The following is a 20792-nucleotide window of genomic DNA, read 5'->3' as shown; positions in this document are numbered from 1 at the left end:
CCTGTACCTGTAAATCAAGGGGTAAGTCAACCAGTAGTTCCGACACCTGTACCTGTAAATCAAGGGGTAAGTCAACCAGTAGTTCCGACACCTGTACCTGTAAATCAAGGGGTAAGTCAACCAGTAGCTCCGACAGCACCTGTACCTGTAAGTCAAGGGGTAAGTCAACCAGTAGCTCCGACAGCACCAGTAGTGGTAAGTCAAGAGGTAAGTCAACCAGTAGCTCTGACACCTGTACCTGTAAATCAAGAGGTAAGTCAACCAGTAGCTCCTGCTGAGAAACCTAAAGATACTAGCAAAATGCGACATCGGGTTAGTGTGAGGGATGAAATTTATACTAAGCTAAAAGAAGAATCTAAGCGTCAGGGTAAACCAGTAGTTCAATTAGCAACTGAAGCAATAGCAGAATACTTGGAAAAAATAAGAAGAAATGAAAGTTTAACTACTACTGATGAAACTAATTTTTAGTTGAATAAAATTAGCTGTATTAACTAGAAAAAATAAAATTAGGAATGCTGAGGAGTATTATCATAGTATAAAGTTACTCACAAAGAAAATTCAAAAGGAACAAATAAACGGAAATAGTTCTGTTACTATTTCCGTTTAATAAAAAAATCTATGATTTTCTTATAATTGAAAGTTGTGTGGCAAATTTAACTTAAGCATTTAGCTATTCCTAAAGTTAGTATTTTGAGCATAAGTTTGGCAAAAAAATACTCCCCACAACCTGAAAAATACTGTAAGCATTTCCTGCGGAACCCTGCACAAACAGCTTTTGAATTTCTAGCATATGTTTGACTAGAGAATTGAAGTATAAAAACGAAGGTTTGAGTCGTCAAACCATATAATTAATTGTGTGGTGGGAAATGTAGATTTGTATTAGAAATTGATAGCTTATAGCTGACGGCTAAATGCTTACAAAAGACTTTTTCAGAAAACCCTAAATAGGGTTTTCTGAATTATTTATAGAAGTATTGACATTCTAAAGTTTTAGCCTTTATTGGTCGTGATTTATCGGGAACCGTAAAAGCACCATATTTTCGCCCCTTTTGGCAAAAAAAGTGAGTATTTGATTAGGATAGGAGGACTAAGGTCAAGGGATAAAATATCCGATTTATCGGGAACCGTGTACATCCTCTACAACTCCTTATTCCTCTTGACTCTGTACGGAAGTTCCATTCAAGGTCCCTACTACTCCCTACTCCCTTCAAGGGCAAAAAGAGTTTTTCAGAAAACCCTAAATATTCTCTAAAATGGCTGATTTACAAAGATTAGCGATCGCTTCCCACCAAATTGATAAACAGAAGGTTTTTTTAACTGTTGAACAACAGCGTTATTTAGGACGAGTGTTACGTTTAGGAGTGGGAGAAAAATTTATTGTCATGGATGGTGAGGGTAAATGGTGGTTAGCTAAACTTTCACTAGATGTTTCTGGAAAGAGTGGTTTAATTGCTATTTTAGAAGCAGAAATTTCGATTCAAAATGAATTACCAATAGATTTGATTTTAATTTGTGCTTTGCCTAAAGGTAATAGTTTTGATGAGGTTGTGCGGCAAAGTACGGAGTTGGGAGTTACTGAATTTTTTCCAGTTATTAGTTCTAGAACTTTGCTTAAACCTAGTCCGCAAAGGTTAAGAAGGTGGGAGAAAATTGCTACTGAAGCTGCTGAACAGTCAGAACGTCAAGTAGTTCCAAGAATTAGAGATGTTGGAGAATATTTTGCTACTTTAGCATTATTTGAAAGTCAAAATTTATCGACTAATTGTGATAGATATATATGTGTGGCTCGTAATAGTTATTCCCTTTTGCTGGAGAGTTTATTGGATAATCGAAAACAAGAATCAATTGTAATTGCTACGGGTCCGGAGGGAGGTTGGACTAATGAGGAAATAGAAGCAGCGATCGCTACGGGTTTTCAAGCTGTTTCTCTTGGTAAGCGTATCCTTAGAGCGGTTACTGCTCCTTTAGTTGCATTATCTATTGTTAATTCTGTGTTAGAAAGAAGAAATATATAGAACTCATTTGAAAACTATAAAATTAGGTGGAAAGATAGGGGGATGGGGTGTTAAGAATGTCAATCTTTTTATTTAATCAGCAGATTTCTATTATATTATGTCCGGTAGCATCGGTATTGTATAAATTGAAGGTAAGGAAAAAGGAAGAAGTAAAGAGTTGTTAGAGTTGGAAAAACCTTGCAGGAGGTAGATATTTTCCTAACTTTTTACACGCTCCGATACCAACGAACATGATATTATCAATTATCTATGTTCCGCTACACGATCGCACTTCTATTCATAAATTCTCTTTTTCATTTTATTAAGCACCTGCGCAGAGCGAATCACTTACTTCCAAAATACACGAAAAATTGTTTCTTTGCAACCACCTTGTATTTCTTGCATATCAAGACTTTGAGTAAATGACTAAAAAAAGCGCGATCGCATCTAAATTCCCCCATTTTTTCGTCTAAAGAGCTACTTTCAACTTTTTTGGGAAAATTAAGTTTAAATTATAAATATATTTGGCAAATTATTATAACTTTAATTTATATAGATATTTTTTATACCAATTTCATAAAATATTGTTACATTAACTACACAGAGAACAGGAAATAGGGAATACTGAATTAATTAGGAAAAAGGAGTAAATTAGTAGTATTTATAATTGATGGATTCTGTAATTTATTTGATAAATAGGGCTTGCGTATGGAAATATCAAAAGATTGAGAGATAAAAGATTTAGCCTTTTGATGTGGAAAAAAGTACCTAATTTTTAGCTATTAAAACGTTGTTTCAAAATGGTAAATTTTTGATTCTAACAATGCCTAAAATTTTGCCGTAGCAGATAGTTAAAAGTGTTCCCTATTTCCTAAATTAATCATCAAACTTTTAAATGTAAGCCCTAAATAGGAAACTTAAAATTATTTTTTTACCAAAAAATAAGGTATAAAGCCTCACCCTTAAAAGGGATGAAAAAATATTTAACTCAGTATTTGAAGCCTCTGACTTTAGTAAGAGATTTAGTCTCTACTGATAACTGATAACTGATAATTGAAATGACCGTTCCCTGTTACCGAAATATTTTTGTCAGCTTAAATAGGAAGATTATATATGAAAGAAATTAAAGAAGTTGTGACTCTGTTAGAAGAAAAAAAATATCAACAAGCAGGCAAACTACTCAGAAAATTGCAAAAAGAACATCCTGAAAATTTGTTGATACAATTATATATTGGGCAGTGGTGCGAAGAAACAAATAATTTAAAATTAGCAGAAAAATTTTATCGAAAATTGCTCAAAGATGCAACTAACCCACAAGTAGTTATAAAAGCACGTCAAGGTTTACAAAGAATAGAAAATATCGAAAAAAATCGTCAACAACAAGCGATCGCTGTGGCTAAATCTAATCCGGAAAACACAGAACCAGGATTACTGATTATTGAACCAATTAATCAAGAAAATAAACAGGAAGCTATCAATAATTTCGCAAGAATTATGAAAATCGATCCTTACTCTGCGAAAATGCAATTACAAAATAGAGGTTGGAGAATTTATCGAATAGGAGCAATAGGAGAATTAAAAGTTTATGGTGAAGAAATGCTGCAAGCAAATATTCCTGTATTTTGGGCAAAAATATCAGATATTAAAAAGATACATATTTTTAGAGTTCAATATTTTGAATCTATTTCTCCTGAAGCAAATATTGTTTGCTTAAATGAGCAAGAACAGATGGGAAGTTTAAATTTTAATTGGTCAGAAATAGCAGTAAAAGTTGAAGGATTATTGCCTATTTTTATGGATGCAATGGATTACGATCCTCGACGACGTTCCCAAAAAATTAGGCATAAGAAAATGACTCAAGATTATGCAAATATATTAGATTTACATTTGCCTAGTCGCGGTAGTATTATTAGATTTTGCGACCAAAGTTATCAATATCAAAAAGGAATTGGTTTTACTATTGAAACTGAAGAACAATCCCTATTAATACCACAAATTACTAATAGAAGTAAATGGAATAACTTAGTAAATATAATTGATCAAAGATTAGATAAAGTGCAAGTTTGGTCTGATTTTACTGCTTTTGGAGAAGTAACAAGTAGAGATTATACTCAATTATTAAGTCGTCTTAAGTCTCACGTTGATATTCCGCGTAAAGTTGAAACAATGTGGGATTCAGCTTTCCAATTATATAGTTCTTTAGTATTCTTAAAAAATTAGGTTATGAGGGATTTCCAAGTAAAAAAATACCGATTCTGATAAAGATAGTAGAGTATTCAGGACGTTGCATAAGGGTATCTCTGCAATGGTTATATAGCAACCAGTTAATGATAGAATAGAAAATTGAGATAATTGATATTATGCTATTTTCTTAGATAGTAATTATTCATTTAAAACCTAATTTCAAAGATAAAATCAATTAATTATCTATTTTTTATTGTTCTGGAAATGTCTATTGAGTCAAAGTATAACTTAGAAAATTCCTAATAGAATAGAAAATTGAGATAATTGATATTCTGCTGTTTTCTTAGATAGTAATTATTAATTTAAAACCTAATTTATTAGACATCTCCAATCATCAAAAATCAAATCAATTAACGTAAGCATTCAGCAGTCATCTAACAGCTATCACCTACTACTTCTAGTTTTTGATAAAGTCTTTATTCTTCAAAATTAAATCTGAGTAAAAAAAATTAAAGGTGAAAATTTTATAGCTAAAAGCTGACAGCTAAAAGCTGAATGCTTACTAATTAATTATCTATTTTTTATTGGTCTGGAGATGCCTATTCAGTCAAAGTATAAATTAGAAAATTTCTAAATTTTGTTTGCGCAGCATTCCTTGCGGAAAAACTGAATCAGAAGTCAACTCTAACTTCTGAATTGTGCGTAATACTATACTATCTTGGTAAGTTCATATCTTTAGCTATACCACGGAACATACCCATACTAGGACCAGGGCGACGACGCTTGGCAGTAGGTTTTGGCATTAAAAAGTTAGGAGCAAATAATACTACCTCTTTTTTCTCTTCTTTTTTCTGCGGATTTATAACGTTTATTATGTCAACTTGTGGTGCTGGTGCTTGAGAAACTTTAGACTGTTGTGTTTTAACTTTTTGAGCTTTTTTAGCACTAGAAACTTTAGGTTTTGCCTCTTTTGGAGTTTCAGAACTAGCAGGTTCAGTTTCAGTTTTTGTAGGTGCTGGTGTTGCTACAGTAGCTGGAGTTGATTCTGCTTTGGGGGTGCTGGTTTTTTCTGTCTTGTCAAATTCTAATAGATATTCTGACTTTTTGCCAAAAGGAAGAATACCGAAAATTCCGGCAAATAATCCTCCAATAAACATGATTTTTATCTCCTAAAATGATTTTTTTTGTACTATTGCTTAGAGCTTAATACTTTAAGATTAATTTATGACATGGCGTAACTTTTATCTATATTTTTTAATAAAAATTAACATTAAGTACCATGATAGGGACTCTAAATTTAATAGTTAGGGAAAATTCAAGGTCATTTCAGTTATTAGTAGAGAGTGAAGCTCCGACTAAATTCGGAGGCTTGAAATACTGAGTTAAAATTTTTTCATCCCCGAACCAGGGGAGGCTTTATACCTCTTTTTTTTTGGGAAAAAATTATAATTTTTTACAAATATCTCATAATTTTCAAGACTATAGCAGTTTAGTCTCCAAATGCGATGGTGACTTTGGTTTAGAGAGTAAACCACTTCCCTAAAAGAGGTAAGATTTTTATAGACAAATAAAATAGGATTGTTATAGAATTAGAAATATTTAAAAAGGAATATGGAAAGCTTAAATAAACCTAATCGAGTATTATTAATCCACGGAATTTTTGACACTACCAAAATATTTAATAAAATGTCTAAATACCTAAAGAAATTAGGGTGGGAAGTATATTCTTTTAATTTAGTTCCTAACTACGGTATTTTAGGTTTAGATAAACTAGCAGAACAAGTAGCAGATTATGTAGATCAAATATTTCCAACTAATCAACCATTTGATTTAATAGGTTTTAGCATGGGAGGAATAGTAAGTCGCTACTATGTGCAAAGATTAGGAGGCATTGAGAAAGTACAACGTTTTATTACTATTTCTGCTCCTCATAACGGTACATTAACAGGTTATTTTTTAAATTTAGCAGCATCCAAACAGATGCGTCTGAAAAGCAGTTTTCTAGAAAATTTAAACCAAGATATTGATGTATTAAACCGAATAAATTTTACTTCTATTTGGACTCCCTATGATGCGATGATTGTACCTGCTAAAAGTTCTCAAGTTCCAGTAGGTCGAGATATTAAAATAAATGTTTTGTTTCATGCTTGGATGGTATCAGATGAAAAGGTTTTTAAAGTAATTTTTGAAGAATTAAAAAGAGAAATTAAATCGAAAAAAGAATAAGTTCAGCAATTAATAATGAATAATTAATAATGAATAATTAATAATTACGCCTTCTTCAAAGAAAGGGATTGACTAATTATGAAAATTTTTGATTTATCCCCTTAAAAGGAAAGGGGAGGCTTCCAAGCTTGAATTGTTGAATGAATAATTAGGGTTTGCTGATTAAAAATGAAAGCCTTTAGAGATAAACTTTTTAGCATTTTTAGGTAGGTCAAAAGTGCCAGATTTTAAGTCTTGAAAGCTAAAAAAATCTAGGATTTTTTGCCATAATTTAGCCGATTTTTCGGGAACCGTAAATGAAAAGATAATTCTTCCTCCTACCTCTTCTGTAACTCCTATTCCCATACAGATTCTGGATTCTGGATTCTGGCTTCTCCCTGCTACTTTAAGGGTAGAGACGTTGCATACAACTTCCCTACGGAAGCGGGGGAGTAGAGGAGCCGGAAAGTAATTTTTTTGCCCAATAATGTGCTTAAAATTGTAACTTTTTGATTTTTCGAGAACTGTGCATAGTTGAACTGATTTTTCGGGAACCGTAAAGCAGGTACTTTTTCTATATCTAAAAATGCTAAAATTTGTATTTATAAAAGCTTTGAAATTTATTCATTAAGCTCTAAATAAATACATTTAGAGAATAAAACAGTTCAGATTATTCTTCGTCTGGATTTATTCCCATTTGACGTAACTTTTCAGCTAATATTTCAGCACGTTTACGTTCTCGTTCAGCGCGTTGACTTTCTTGTTCAGCACGTTCTTCACCAGTTAATAATAAGTTGCCATGATTATCCCACCAACGTAACCAAGGTAACTCGATATTATTATAAATTCCCTGCCAAATACCTAACTCGATACCTAACTGGGGAATAGAAAAATGATTCCTTTCATTAGGTTTTATTAATTCATAACCATGAGAACCTAAATGATATAATTCAACAGCAGATTTTTGAACTTCATAAATCCCGTAAAACGGAATTCTAATCCCTTTTTCATAAACCCAAAATTTACCAGGTTTTTTTATCAGTTTTATCCGATATTATTGGTGGAGTTTTATCTCTTTCTTCTGCACCATTTCCAGAAACAAATTCTAATACAATAAGGGGAGCAATATATTCTTGCCAAAGTACATAGGAACGTCGTACTTCTCCATTTAAAAGAGGAGAAACTTCAGGAACATAATACCAGTCTGGTGCTTCTGCTCCTCTAAGATATGGCTCAGTTAATCGCCAATAAATTCCACAGTCTTGTCCTATGGCATATTGTCCGTCAGGATGAATTTTATCTAGGATAGGTTTGATAGAATCAGTTAATAGAATGCTTTGATGATGTTCTTGAAAATTTTTCACAAATGTACCGTCTGATTCTGGTAGTTGAGTATGATCTGGAATAGAGTTAATATCCAGTTCTTTTGATGCAGTAATTTCTATTTTTGTAGTCATTATTTTAAGGAGGAAGAAAGAAGAAGAAGGAAGGAAGAAGGAAGAAGGAAGATGTTTCTACTACTTTGCCTTATCACAGATATAATCATAGTTTACGACTGTACTAATATATAGCAATCCTATTTTCCATGATTATTCAGCAAACCCTAATAGTTAATAGTTAATAGTTAATAGTTAATTATTAATTATTAATTATTAAACCTAGTCCCTATTTTTCTAATTTAAACTGTTACAGAATCGCCAATTTGTTGATAATTACTACAGCCAAAAATTGCTTCTTGATGATAATAATATTTGAACTCTAGCAAATTATGGAAGGGGTCTTCTAAGAAAAAAGTGCGATGTTCTAAAAGAGAATTTGGAAATCTACGTTTGGGTTGCTGATAAAATTTTAATTCATTTTTTTCAGCACATTTTAACAATGCTTCCCAATCACTTTCTTGAGTGAAAACTAAACCAAAATGTCTCGGATAAATTCCTTTTTGTGGTGCTAAAATTTCTTTAACAACATGAGCAACAATTTGATTGCCATAAAGATTTAAAATTATTGAATTTGGAGATTCTCGCCCAACTTGACAACCTAAACCATTGGCATAAAATTCTTTAGTTTGAGCAATATCATTTATAGGAAAAGCTAAGTGAAAAATAACTTGATTCATGGTTACTTGATAATGGATAATTTAAACATTCAGCTATCAGCTATTAGCAATCATCTAATAACTGAGCGAATGCACAGAACTGATGAAAATTAGCTGAAGATATTTTTCTTTCTATTTAACTTTTTGCAGATTAATTCTTCCTGAAAGACAGGATAAGTTAATAACTTATAGCTGTTAGCGAAGCTCTTCTGAAAGAGGCTGTCTAATACCTGACGGCTGAATGCTTACTATGAAGCAAAAGTTAAACCTTACTCAAAAAATAGGGTCTTAATATTATGTCGGAATAAACACTAACTGTAAAGTTATTGCGATGCTGATTCAGTGGAAAGAAGCAATAAATACGGGTTTGAGATAATTTCTTCCATTTGTTCCCAATGATAACTATTCAACCAGACATGATATTATTGCTGAAAATCAATTATTAATTATTCATTATTCATTATTAATTATCTATGTTTATTAATTCAATGAATCCTTGGTTAATAGCTGTAATTTTAAACACTATTTTACTTAGTCTCGTTTATTTTGTCCCGAAAAAATTATTAACCCCTGCAGGAATAGTTCACGCTTGGATATTAGGAGTCCTAATTTGGGGAAGTTTGGGTTGGCCTGGATATGCAGTAGTAGGATTTTATTTTTTAGTCGGTTCCGGTGTAACTCGCATTGGAATGGCCGAAAAAGAAGCTGCTGGTATTGCGGAAAAACGGGAAGGAGCAAGAGGACCAGAAAATGTTTGGGGTTCGGCCTTAACTGCTGCTATCTGTGCTGTGGGTGTTTTAGTTATTAATCTCTTATACCCAAATCATCCTCCCATAGAAAATTTACCATCTTTACTAATCTTGGGTTATGTAGCTAGCTTTAGTACCAAACTTTCTGATACTTGTGCTAGTGAGGTAGGCAAAGCTTACGGTAAACGGACTTTTTTAATCACCACTCTCCAACCAGTGTCACGAGGTACAGAGGGTGCTGTAAGTTTAGAAGGAACTTTAGCAGGTATTTTTGCTTCTGTAGCGATCGCTTTCCTGGGTTGGGCTGTAGGTTTAATTAATTTGACAGGAATCGCTTTTTGTGTTATTGCAGCTTTTATTGCTACTAATTTGGAGAGTGTAATTGGGGCAACAATGCAGTCTCAGTTTGCATGGCTAACCAATGAAGTAGTAAATATTATAAATACATTAATAGGAGCGATCGCTGCAATTCTATTAGCTATAGTTTGGTACTATGCCATAAAAAGTAATAACTTATTACTTATGAGCTTGTTTATTTCCCCAATTTTAGTTTATTTTCCTGATTGTAAAATTATGCAGTGAAATTTCAATAAAAATATAGTTAAAACTTATTGATGAGCAAAATTATCTGAATTAAGTTTGTTATATTATCGTTTAAGATAGACTAAAATTTAGTAAGCTTTCAGCCGCCAGCTTTTGCCAAAATTAAGCAAATTTAAGGTTGAACAATCGGGAATTTGATTTATTAGTTTTAATTCTCCTTAGGGATTAATCCCCCCTGTAGTGTGACAGTGAGTTAATAACTCAATAACTGGCTAAATTGTGCAGTTCCGACCCAGAAAGCTAGCTAATAGCTGACGGCTGTTTGCGCAGTATTCCGTAGAAAATTTACAAAATTTATTTGCAAGTAGTGTATTAGCAACTGGAGGACTTTTACCAATGGAATCTAAACCACTGTTAACAATAGGTGCAGAGCAATTATCATGGGCGCAAGGTTTCAAATATTTGCAAGCTTCTGGAAAATTACAGTCTTTTGTCGCAGAAATTGCACGTCAACATGTAATGGAAAAAGAATTACAATCTAGGGAAGATATCAATGTAGATCCAGCAGTTATTCAACAGGCAATTATGGATTTTAGATTGCAAAGAAAGCTGGAAGACCTGCAAAAATTTCAGGAATGGATGCAGGAAAATAAAATTAGCTATAGCACTATAGAATCACAAATAACAAATTCTTTTAAACTGAAGGAATTAAAAGATTCTATTGTTGCAGAAAAAATAGAAGAATATTTTAATCAGCGTAAAGCTAGTTTGGATTATGCAATTTTATCTAGAATAGTAGTTCAAGATAAAGAATTAGCAGATGCTGTGTATCGAAAAATTGTTGAAGAGGGAGGAAAGTTTGAAGATTTAGCTAAAGAATATTCGGTCACAAATGATAAAAATTATAATGGGATGATGGGTGCAGTTACTTTAGCTAGTTTGCCGAAAGATTTAAGGGATGCAATTAATTCTGGTTCTGTTAATATTGGAGATGTTTTAAGACCCTTTGAAACTAATAAATTTTGGAGTATATTTCGCTTAGAACAGTTACAAGGTGCTTCTTTAGATAATCCTGAAATCAAGAAAAAATTAGAGGGTGAATTATTTGAACGCTGGATATCTGAAAGGCTAGAAAATACCAAAATTACTCTCCACATGAATGATTAACTAATAATTGATAATGGATAATTAATAATTAATAATTGATAATGAGAGATAGTTTCATTATTCATTATGTTAAGTTTAGAAACTGGGTTTGTATTAGGTGGATTATTATACTGACATCTTTCTCCAACAAACCCGGTTTTTTAGGGATTTCCAAGTAAAAAAAATATCCCATTAGTTACGAAACTAGGGGTTGTGTAACCAGTTTAAAATTAGTAAGAAAACTGAGATAGCGGATTCTACATAATATGAGTAATGAAAATAAATCCATTCACGAATTTGATGTGCAATTAATCTACGAATATTATTCAAAATTAGAACGACAAGGACCAGGAAGCTCGGAAGTAACTATTAAAGCTTTAAGCTTTATTGATAATCTGACCAATGAATCAAAAATTGCCGATATAGGTTGTGGAACTGGTGGTCAAACAATGGCGATCGCTAATCATACATCAGGATATATTACAGCTATTGATTTGTCTCCGATTTTTATAGATATATTCAATATTAATAGTCAGAAATTGAATCTCGAAAATAGAGTAAATGGCATTGTTGGTTCGATGGAAAATCTGCCTTTTCAAAATGAAGAATTAGACTTAATTTGGTCAGAAGGAGCAATCTATAATATTGGGTTTGAACGAGGCATAAATGAATGGTATAAGTTTTTAAAGAGAGGAGCTTTCCTTGCTGTTTCCGAGATATCGTGGTTTACTGAAGAACGACCAGGGGAAATTAATGAATTTTGGAATAATGAATATCCAGAAATAGATACTATTTCTAATAAAGTCAAACAAATGGAAAAAGCTGGATATATTCCTATTGCTACTTTTGTGCTGCCTGAGAATTGTTGGACTGAGAATTTTTATGCTCCTCAAGTTGCTGTACAGGAAAAATTTTTGCAAAAATATTTAGGTAATAAAACTGCCGAAAAACTTGTAGAAAATCAACAGCATGAAGCTGAATTATATTATAAATATAAACAGTTTTATGGTTATGTTTTCTATATAGGAAAAAAGACTTAATTTTGTAGGCATTCACAGGATTTCTAAATATCCTTCTCAGTCTAAATTTTAGCCTTCTAATGCCAAACGTGAAAAAAGAATTTTACAAATAATTTCCAACTTTTAGATATCAAATAACTTCCTGAAATGACTGTGCTGTTAAAATTTTGAATCTCTAAAATCTTAAATATATGACTTTTGATTTTTAACTTTGGTGAAACAGTATAACGCACACTGCAAATTTGCCTCGTACATTAATCATACAACCACAACTCACTCGCAACCTACATAAGTTTTTAAACTATATTTCCCCCTGATTAAATCAGTTCTTTTTCCTACCTTGACATTCTCTCCTTTTTCCTTACATTTATCTTCCATTTCTTCCATACCATCTACCAAATCTTCTACATCTATTTTTTTGACATTACTAACATTACTATCACTACTTGCAGGTTTAGTTAAATACCTCTTCTCTACAATATAAGAGACAAATAACAGAATTACGATAATAATAGATCCGATCAGCTTTTTCATTTTTCTTATTAAAAATAAACATCTATAAATAATATTAATGATAGAGAATTGTGACATAGTAAGGTATCGGTTACTTTGCTGAATCTCTGATATCAAACCCGGTAGTATGAGTATATTGATGCTCCGTAGGGGTTTGGTCTCCAACTTATGGGGAACCGTACCCTCTACAAACTATGACTACAAATACGAACTAGAACCCCACTTTCCAGTAAACACAAAAGAACTTATAGGTTTACGACTGCGGGGAGACAGTTCCCTCTCCCGTAAAGACTCAGGCAAAATCTCCGGTTCTCCTGGATAACCAATAGCTATAGCTGTTACTGGTTCATACTGTTCTGATATTCTATATAATTCTCGCGCTTTATCAAGATCAAAACCTGCCATTTGACGAACTCTCAAACCCATTTCTGTTGCTTGAAAAGTTAAGCTAGCAACTGCTAAACCTACATCGTGAAAAGCGTGTCTATTGGGTTTATTATTTCTGTCAAAGAAAAGTTTAGCAACAGATATCATTAACACTGGAGCAAGACTTGCCCAAGGTTGATTTCCTGGTGCTAAACAACTAAGAAGGCGATCATATTCAGTGGGGTTTTCTTTAGTGGTAACTATGAAACTCCAAGGTTGCTCATTAAAAGAAGAAGGAGACCATCGTGCTGCTTCTAGAAGCGAAAGTAATACTTGTGAGTCAACCATTTTCTCAGCAAAAGCTAGAGAACTCCAACGTTGTTTGAGTAACTCGTTGATTGGATATTGATTATCTGCTGGTTTTTCCATTAACTTCTGACTTACCTCCACTATAAGACTGAATAATTTATGTTAAGGTAACATATCTTGGTTGAACTTCAGGTATATTTGATTATGATTTCGCGTACCACCAGTCATCGGCATAATTTTATCATTATATAATGGTGCATGGGATAGGGGCGGGTTTATCTGACTTAGTGTGAAAACTCGTTAACTTAATAGTGAAACCCGCCCCTACAAGGCTTTAGCTTTGTCAGTCCACTACTAATAGCGTTGATGGGTAAGTCCTGTTAATTTCAAAGTTTATTTGTTGCCATTTCCTTCTTCCTTCTTCCTTCTTCCTTCTTCCTTCTTCCTTCTTCCTTCTTCCTTCTTCCTGCCTTCAAAATTCCACAATAACTGGTGCATGATCGCTAGGTTTTGGTAACTGTCTGGGAGATTTGTCGATGATACAACTGATTGCTTTTTGAGAAAGGGGTAAACTCAAATAATGATGGTCAATACGCCAACCACGATTACGGCGAAAACTTGCTGCTCTATAATCCCACCAACTATAATGACCTCCTTCGGTGGTAAACTGACGAAAAGCATCAACTAATCCTAACTTGAGAATTTGCTGTAAAGCTTGCCGTTCCGCATCAGATAATCCTACAGAATTTTTACAACCTTCTGGATCGTAAATGTCTCGATCTTCTGGGACAATATTAAAATCGCCACAGATACATAAATTTGGTGTTTTATCAAGAACTACTTTAACATATTCTTGCAATAATTTTAACCAATGAAGTTTATAAACATATTTTTCACTACCGACGCTAGCACCATTGGGAACATAAAGATTAAGAATACAAACATCATTTATTATTCCAGTAATTAAGCGCTTTTGTATGTCAAAATCTCCGACTTTATTATCACCTAAAATAGGTGCAAATCCATTAGTAACATCTTGCATTGGGGAACGGCTAAAAATTGCCACACCATTGTAAGATTTCTGACCAGAAATATAAACATGATAGCCTAATTTTGCAAAAGGCGATCGCGGAAAATCTTGGTCAATAACTTTAGTTTCTTGTAAGCAAAGAACGTCAACTGAATTTACTTTTAACCATTCTATAACTTGTTCTTGACGAGTGCGAATTGAATTTACATTCCAAGTAGCTATTTTCATAATTTAGGTATTAGGTATTAGGTATTAGGGAGTAGAAAATATATTTAGCTTGATTTATTCTTCCTAATATTTTGGTTTGCCTTGGGAGACCCAAACCCTACAATTTTTTTCATAAATCATTATCTATATATTTAGTTTGATTTATTCTTCCTAATATTTTGGTTTGACTTGGGAGACCCAAACCCTACAATTTTTTTCATAAATCATTATCTAGGAAGTAGAAAATGCTTACTTCAAATCTAATAAACCACTGCTTTTTAACTTAGGATTGAAACGAATATTTTCTTGTAAACCTCGATTTTTTAATACTTCTAAAATATTAGCTTCTACTCGCCTAGCTATATTTTTTAATAGTTTTTCTTTGGCAACTTCATCAATTAATGGATCTTGATATTGTACTTTTTCTGTTTCAGTCATTTCTTGTTTAGTATCTATAGGTTGATTCCATTTTGCTTCTGCTGCACCATTGCCAATAGGTAGGGAACCATTTTGATTAATCCAAGCTGTTTTTATATTTTCTAATATACTTCGATTTGGGCGTTCAATAGTTTGCACTTTTAGCCAATAACAACTATTAGGTTGACGAACTAAATGTTGTTTCAAACTCTGATATACATCACGAGAATAACCGACAAATAGTAATTCTTTTTCCTGGTCAAAAATTCCATAAACACCAATTTTTCCTTGTAATAATGATGGTAAATTTCCTTCAGAATCAATATAAGGTAAATATTCTAATTGGGATAATTCTGGTATTTGTATTTCAGTATTAGTCATTTCAGTTATCAGTTATTATAAGCATTCAGCATTCAGCATTTAGCAGTCAGCTATTTATTTTAAGTTAAAAAAAAAGTTTTAGTTAGTTGAAGTAAATTGAATCTTGCTATCAAATCCGACTTTAAACATTATATTCATTAAAGCCATTTTAAGGTTTAGATAGGGTTGGCGCTCAAGCTAACGGCTAATAACTGAATGCTGACTAATTATTATATCAAATCCGGTTATCAAAAATACGTTTTTTTCCTCTAATTATTCTGTCTTACCTTTAAAAGAGGGGGTTGAGCAAATACTTCATTATTAACTACTGAGAGTAAATATGAATAATTGTTAAGATATAATTTTACACAACAAGTTATGATAAAATACCTGGATAAAAATTTGTATTAATCTATTAAGGTAAGCATTTCCTACGGAATGCTGCGCAAACAGCCGTCAGACATTAGCTAGCTGACGGCTAATAGCTGAATGCTTACAACTAAACACATAATAATGGGGATCTAATATTTATGGAAAATAGAGAAATATCATCAAAAGTTTCAAACAATCCCCAAAATCAGCTTAATTGGCTAGAAATAGTAGAACATAGTGCTTTATGGGCTTCAGCGTTTGGTTCATTTTTTGGCTGGTTCTTTCAAGAAATTTTATTGGCTGTAGCTCCGATAACATTGGCATTATTTTTGAATAGAATTAATCGCAAAATATTTGAAGAAAAAGTTAACAAACAAACTAATAACGAAAACAATGAAATAGTAGAATTAAAAACAGATATGAACTTAGCTTTTAAACAATTAGAATTACTAGGAAAAACAATTCTTGAAAAAGCTCCAGAATCCTCTCTAAATTCTCCTCTAAATCAATCAAACTTTGAATACAATACAATTACAAAAGAAGATTGGGAAGCAATAAATATTAAATTTTCAGATATTGAAGAAGAAATACAATCATTAAAAGATTTAGCTACATATTTACAGAACAGTATAGAGTTTGATTTAGAGTCAACAAACAATACTTCTCAAGAAGAATTACAAGCACAAATAACTAAGTTAAAAGAACTAAATCAAGATATTATTAAGCCATACTTGGTTCATCTAATTCGGGCTGTTAAAAAACTACAGAATACTAGAAAATCTTAATTCTTCAGTAAGCATTCAGCAGTCAGCCATCAGCTATCAGCTTCATTAGAGCTAGATAGATATAGCAATCAGGAATCAAGAGTCAGAATCTAATAAAGATTTTGATTTATCTTGATTGTTCTTAACGAACTTATAAATCATTCCTAGTTGTCATATTATTTTGTTGTAAATAATAAATGAAGTATAGTTTCAAAAATGAGTATTTTTCAAACTTCTTTAATGGGTTTAGCAAGTATTTATTTCTCTGGCTTTATGTTATTAAGATTACTGCAAAACCGATTGATATTTGAACCTAAATCATTGGTATTAGCTACCCCTGCTACTTTTAATCTTCCTTACGAAGAAGTTTGGTTATCAGTTACAACTGCTCACAACCAGACCGAACAAATATCCGGTTGGTGGATTCCCCAAACTGAACCCACCAATAGAGTTATTCTCTTCCTACATGGTGCCAGTGGTAACATGGCAGCTAATGAAAAAAGTTGCAATCTTGAGCGAGTAGCAAAACTATATCAGCTAGGGTTTTCGGTGTTTATGATTGATTATCGGGGATACGGTAATAGTCAAGGGCGATTTCCTAGAGAAACGAGAGTTTATGAAGATGCTGCCATAGCTTGGAATTATTTGATTCAAGAAAAAGGTTTTTCACCAGAAGAGATTTTTGTTTACGGACACTCTCTGGGAGGAGCGATCGCTGTCGATCTCTGTTTACAACAACCAAAAGCAGCAGGGTTGATAGCTGAAGGTTGCTTTACTTCCATTAAAGATATGGCTCAATACAGACGCAGAATCCAGATATTTCCTTTGAAGTTGGTGGTGACACAAAAATTTGACTTCATTAACAAAATCAAATCAATAAAAGTGCCAGTCTTATTTATTCATGGTATGGAGGACAAAGTTATACCTGTAACTATGAGTCAAAAATTATTTGCTGCTGCACCCGAACCGAAAAAACTGGTATTATTACCAGATGCTGGACATAATAACTTGAGTCAAGTAGGTGGCGATCGCTATCTAAAAACATTACAAGAATTTTTTTTAGGTAGATATAATTAACTAGGGTAATTAACAGCTTGACCTAATCTACTATAAATCAATTATCCCCAAAAAAATAATCAATTCTTTCTCGGTGATCGCTGCTCCCTGCTCCCTGCTTACTCTTTTGCTTTAGTTGTGTTGGTCTCATAGATTACAGCGCTTTTCAAATGGACAAACCACCGGATCTATAACCAAAATCTTGTAGGGACGCGCTTATGCAACGTTCCTAATGTGGTTTACCGAAACGAGAGCTGCTGTAATTATCAATTATCCATTATCCATTATCTATAGGACTTACGCAAAGAAACCGGGTTTCTGGGTTCATCTGCGTAAGTCATGATCTAATTAGCTTCTAAAGACAAGGTATAATTTGTATCACCATTAAACTGAGAAACTCTGACAAAATAATTACCTTCTGGCAAAGAATCAACAACTATTCTCTCATCAACAATACCAACATTTCTCGACTCAGCAAACACCTCTAAACCTTCTACAACTCGATTACTATTAATATCCTCAATTAATTCTATATCTGCATCTGCACTTAAACCACCTAAAACTACATCTAAACTACTAGGAGTATTTAAAATAAAACTATAAATATCAGCCCGATTTCCATCACCCACAAAATCATTAACGGCAGCCGTTCCTAACACACCCAAATTACCAGTAATATCTAACAAATTATCTTCAATCTCTGGAGCGGTACTCAAACGATTTTCTGGTAAACCAACTAAAACATAATGTTGAATTGCACTAGCAAATATTCCCGTATTTAGTAACTCCACTACATCAGGATTTTGGCTCAAATAAAATTCAGTATCAAACAAAAAAGTAGAGTCACGATTTTCAAATTGACCGAACCTAATAAAATGTTCATAAGGTCTTAAATTTGATGATTCTAAAGCTGTAGCTAATTCAGTATCTGAGAGATAAAAAGCAGTATTAAAAACCGGACTAGGATCGCGAAATTCAAATTGACCAAACTGTAAAAAATGTTCTACCGCTGTGAAAGCACCTATCTCAACAGCACCAATTACCCCAGTATTAGTTTCTATATAAAAACTCGTATCAAATAAAGCATTGGGGTCGCGATTTTCAAATTGACCCACATTCAGAAAATGGTCTAACCCACTAACGAAATTTCCCCCAGCAATTTCATCTACTACATCAGGATTTGAAGCCAAATAAAAATTTTCATCAAATAGAGTATCAATAGTTAACATTTCTTAAAATTTTATTTTTGAGTTTACAGTTTAACCTAAGTAATGTTATCTTACTACAATCTATTAATTTATGCTTGAAATTAAAAATTTATATTTAAGAATTAAAGGACATTAATTATGACTAAATCTTCCTTAATGAAAGTATTACGTCATGCCTACCAAATTGCTAGAATGTCACGCAAAACAGGCGTTCCCACCGATGAATTATTAGGGATGGTGAGAGAAACCCAAAATAGTAAATTTCGGACTACTCGCCGTCGTTTGTTACAAGGAGGTTTAGGGTTTGCTGGAGCAATGGCCGCTTCTAATTTTTATAAGGGTGGGGAAAGGGCGATGGCTCAAACTACACCCATATTAATAGTAGGTGCTGGAATTGCCGGATTAACCGCAGCTTACCGTCTCACTCAGGCAGGAGTGCCAGTAAATGTGATAGAAGCTAGAAATAGAGTCGGTGGTAGAATGCTAACTACCCAGAAGGCATTAGGTACACCATTCTCAGTAGAACTGGGTGGCGAATTAATAGATACAGATCATGTTTGTCTCCGTGGTATAGCAGAAGAATTAGGATTAAATCTTGTAGACTTGTTGGCAGCGGATGAGAGCTTAGAAACACAAGACACATTCTTTTTTGAAGGTCGTAGAATAGGAATGGAAGAATTAGTCAGAGACTTTGCTCCTGTGGCAGCACAAATTGATGCAGATTTAGAAGCGATCGATGATTTTGAAGACTATACCAAACCTACACCAGCAGCAGTAGAACTAGATAATCTCTCGATCGCGGAATATTTAGACCGAATACCAGAAACTACATCAATAATTCGTCAAATCATCCGAGTTGGTTACACCGGTGAGTACGGTCTTGATGCAGAACAACAATCTTGTCTTAACTTACTCTATTTAATCGGTACTGAAACAGGAGAATTTGAGATTATTGGGACCAGTGATGAACGTTTTCATGTAGCAGGAGGTAATCAACGAATCCCTATAGAATTGGCAAATAGACTTTTTAATTCCATTGAAACTGGAATAATATTAGAAGCAATTAATTCTCTTCCTGATGGTCGATATCAAGTAGCATTAAGGTCAGGTAATAGTACCTTTGACCGCACTTACGAGCGAATTTTGCTGGCATTACCATTTACTTTACTGCGACAAATACAGCTTAATGTAGATTTACCCCCATTGAAAAGGTTATCTATAGATACTACTGGCTACGGAACTAACTCTAAGTTAGCAACTGCTTATCAAGAAAAAATTTGGCGTACTCGCTACAGCTCTACAGGTAATGTTCGTTCCGATCTAGGATTCCAAGCTACTTGGGAAAGTGCGGAAAGTCGTTACACTCCAGGTCCTGGTCTGATGACGCAGTTTATTGGTGGTACTCAAGGTGTAGCAATAGGAGCTGCTACTGCTGAAGTTCATGCTCAACAGTTAAATTCTCAACTAGAACTTGTTTTTCCTGGTATCAGTAGTGTGGCAATTCCATCCCAAGCAATTCGCAGTTATTGGCCTGGAGATCCTTTTGTCCGTGGTTCTTATTTGTGTTACACTCCAGGGCAGTGGACGCGGTTTTATGGTATAGAGGGAGAGCGTGTAGGGAATATATTTTTTGCGGGAGAACACACTTCTTTAGAATATCAAGGTTGGATGGAAGGTGGTTGTGATAGTGGGGAAGTTGCTGCGATAGAAATTTTAGATGATTTGGGTTTAACAGCAACTACTGAAGCTTTAAGAATTAAACAGTCTGTACAGTCGGAAAATCAAATTAAACGTCGCCGACTACCTACAGCTAAGAATGTTCGCCAAAATCGGGGTTTGCCACTAATTAATTAGGTTGAAAAATGGGTTAATTATGAAGAATTTATCTCTGACTAAAATTTTCATACTAGCTTTTTTATCTTGGAGTTTTACAAGTAGTTCTTTGTTAGCTCAGAATTATTCTGAGCTTGACAACCCAATTTGTTATATGAAAACTTCAGAGGGAAAAACTATTAATTTAGTTAATCTTTGTGGCAACCAAGAAACTATCAATGAAACAACAAAAGTTAGTTGTAATTCCGAGGAAATTAAAGCTACAGAAATACCCATTAGTAATGTTAACTATGATGGGAATTTTTTAACAGGCAAAGTAGCAAATAAAAGTTGTCAAACTGTAAAACAAATTAAAGTAAATTATCAAGTATTAGATGATGCCGGAAATATTATTGATAATGGTTATATTTCTGCTGAACCTG

Annotated in this window: 18 protein-coding genes and 2 pseudogenes; 11 read left to right on the top strand and 9 right to left on the bottom strand. The window is 33.3% G+C overall.

Annotated features, from left to right (window positions below; translation table 11 throughout):
- The 3 genes and pseudogenes from VKJ25_RS00790 to VKJ25_RS00780 all read left to right on the top strand — a co-directional run.
- A pseudogene (locus VKJ25_RS00790) lies at positions 1-468 on the top strand (hypothetical protein); the annotation flags it as partial.
- Positions 469-1253: 785 nt separating this feature from the next.
- Entirely contained in the window at positions 1254-2015 is a 762-nt protein-coding gene (locus tag VKJ25_RS00785; protein ID WP_324234727.1) for a 16S rRNA (uracil(1498)-N(3))-methyltransferase, read from the top strand.
- Positions 2016-3107: 1092 nt separating this feature from the next.
- Positions 3108-4214 carry a tetratricopeptide repeat protein gene (locus tag VKJ25_RS00780; protein WP_324234726.1) on the top strand — a complete coding sequence of 369 codons (1107 nt, stop codon included), beginning with the start codon at positions 3108-3110 and terminating at the stop codon, positions 4212-4214.
- Positions 4215-4891: 677 nt separating this feature from the next.
- Here VKJ25_RS00780 and VKJ25_RS00775 read toward each other — a convergent pair.
- Complete coding sequence (locus VKJ25_RS00775; RefSeq protein ID WP_324234725.1) at positions 4892-5335, bottom strand: hypothetical protein; 444 nt, start codon at positions 5333-5335, stop codon at positions 4892-4894.
- A 454-nt stretch (positions 5336-5789) separates the two neighbouring features.
- Here VKJ25_RS00775 and VKJ25_RS00770 point away from each other — a divergent pair, with 454 nt between their 5' ends.
- The gene (locus VKJ25_RS00770) at positions 5790-6404 is read left to right on the top strand and encodes an esterase/lipase family protein (RefSeq protein ID WP_324234724.1); all 615 of its coding nucleotides are present in this window, start codon (positions 5790-5792) and stop codon (positions 6402-6404) included.
- Positions 6405-6566: 162 nt separating this feature from the next.
- Here VKJ25_RS00770 and VKJ25_RS00765 read toward each other — a convergent pair whose 3' ends face one another.
- From VKJ25_RS00765 to VKJ25_RS00755, 3 genes and pseudogenes are all read right to left on the bottom strand, one after another.
- Positions 6567-6749, bottom strand: a complete 183-nt coding sequence (locus VKJ25_RS00765; protein ID WP_324234723.1) for a hypothetical protein — start codon at positions 6747-6749, stop codon at positions 6567-6569.
- 304 nt (positions 6750-7053) lie between these two features.
- Positions 7054-7828: pseudogene (locus VKJ25_RS00760) on the bottom strand (Uma2 family endonuclease).
- A gap of 233 nt (positions 7829-8061) precedes the next feature.
- Positions 8062-8499: a VOC family protein gene (locus VKJ25_RS00755; RefSeq protein WP_324234722.1), complete on the bottom strand. Its 438-nt coding sequence runs from the start codon at positions 8497-8499 to the stop codon at positions 8062-8064.
- 452 nt (positions 8500-8951) lie between these two features.
- Between VKJ25_RS00755 and VKJ25_RS00750 the strand changes: the two genes are divergently transcribed.
- From VKJ25_RS00750 to VKJ25_RS00740, 3 genes are all read left to right on the top strand, one after another.
- Positions 8952-9809: a TIGR00297 family protein gene (locus VKJ25_RS00750; RefSeq protein ID WP_324234721.1), complete on the top strand. Its 858-nt coding sequence runs from the start codon at positions 8952-8954 to the stop codon at positions 9807-9809.
- A 357-nt stretch (positions 9810-10166) separates the two neighbouring features.
- Complete coding sequence (locus VKJ25_RS00745) at positions 10167-10937, top strand: peptidylprolyl isomerase (RefSeq protein WP_324234720.1); 771 nt, start codon at positions 10167-10169, stop codon at positions 10935-10937.
- 245 nt (positions 10938-11182) lie between these two features.
- Positions 11183-11956, top strand: coding sequence for a class I SAM-dependent methyltransferase (locus VKJ25_RS00740; protein ID WP_324234719.1), 774 nt, complete (start codon positions 11183-11185; stop codon positions 11954-11956).
- 252 nt (positions 11957-12208) lie between these two features.
- Here the strand turns inward: VKJ25_RS00740 and VKJ25_RS00735 are convergent, their stop codons facing one another.
- The 4 genes from VKJ25_RS00735 to VKJ25_RS00720 form a co-directional block, all read right to left on the bottom strand.
- Positions 12209-12469: a hypothetical protein gene (locus VKJ25_RS00735; RefSeq protein WP_324234718.1), complete on the bottom strand. Its 261-nt coding sequence runs from the start codon at positions 12467-12469 to the stop codon at positions 12209-12211.
- A gap of 177 nt (positions 12470-12646) precedes the next feature.
- Complete coding sequence (locus tag VKJ25_RS00730; protein WP_324234717.1) at positions 12647-13243, bottom strand: nitroreductase family protein; 597 nt, start codon at positions 13241-13243, stop codon at positions 12647-12649.
- Positions 13244-13595: 352 nt separating this feature from the next.
- Positions 13596-14381 (bottom strand): exodeoxyribonuclease III, encoded by a 786-nt coding sequence (gene xth, locus VKJ25_RS00725; RefSeq protein WP_324234716.1) that lies wholly within the window; start codon positions 14379-14381, stop codon positions 13596-13598.
- A 228-nt stretch (positions 14382-14609) separates the two neighbouring features.
- On the bottom strand, positions 14610-15158 hold the full coding sequence (locus VKJ25_RS00720; RefSeq protein WP_324234715.1) for a GIY-YIG nuclease family protein: 549 nt from the start codon (positions 15156-15158) through the stop codon (positions 14610-14612).
- Positions 15159-15667: 509 nt separating this feature from the next.
- Here VKJ25_RS00720 and VKJ25_RS00715 point away from each other — a divergent pair.
- Together VKJ25_RS00715 and VKJ25_RS00710 are read left to right on the top strand one after the other, a co-directional pair.
- On the top strand, positions 15668-16294 hold the full coding sequence (locus tag VKJ25_RS00715) for a hypothetical protein (protein WP_324234714.1): 627 nt from the start codon (positions 15668-15670) through the stop codon (positions 16292-16294).
- A 195-nt stretch (positions 16295-16489) separates the two neighbouring features.
- Entirely contained in the window at positions 16490-17350 is an 861-nt protein-coding gene (locus VKJ25_RS00710) for an alpha/beta hydrolase (protein ID WP_324234713.1), read from the top strand.
- A 323-nt stretch (positions 17351-17673) separates the two neighbouring features.
- Here the strand turns inward: VKJ25_RS00710 and VKJ25_RS00705 are convergent, their stop codons facing one another.
- Positions 17674-18558 carry a PPC domain-containing protein gene (locus tag VKJ25_RS00705; protein ID WP_324234712.1) on the bottom strand — a complete coding sequence of 295 codons (885 nt, stop codon included), beginning with the start codon at positions 18556-18558 and terminating at the stop codon, positions 17674-17676.
- Positions 18559-18675: 117 nt separating this feature from the next.
- On the opposite strand from VKJ25_RS00705, the gene VKJ25_RS00700 reads away from it, so the two are divergent.
- Together VKJ25_RS00700 and VKJ25_RS00695 are read left to right on the top strand one after the other, a co-directional pair.
- The gene (locus tag VKJ25_RS00700) at positions 18676-20391 is read left to right on the top strand and encodes a flavin monoamine oxidase family protein (protein ID WP_324234711.1); all 1716 of its coding nucleotides are present in this window, start codon (positions 18676-18678) and stop codon (positions 20389-20391) included.
- A gap of 19 nt (positions 20392-20410) precedes the next feature.
- The coding region (locus VKJ25_RS00695) for an FxLYD domain-containing protein (RefSeq protein WP_324234710.1) at positions 20411-20792 on the top strand (382 nt) is incomplete at its 3' end.

Origin of the sequence: Okeania sp. (assembly GCF_035285525.1) — a bacterium.
GTDB lineage: Bacteria > Cyanobacteriota > Cyanobacteriia > Cyanobacteriales > Microcoleaceae > Trichodesmium.
This window is presented reverse-complemented; position numbering and strand designations above follow the sequence as displayed.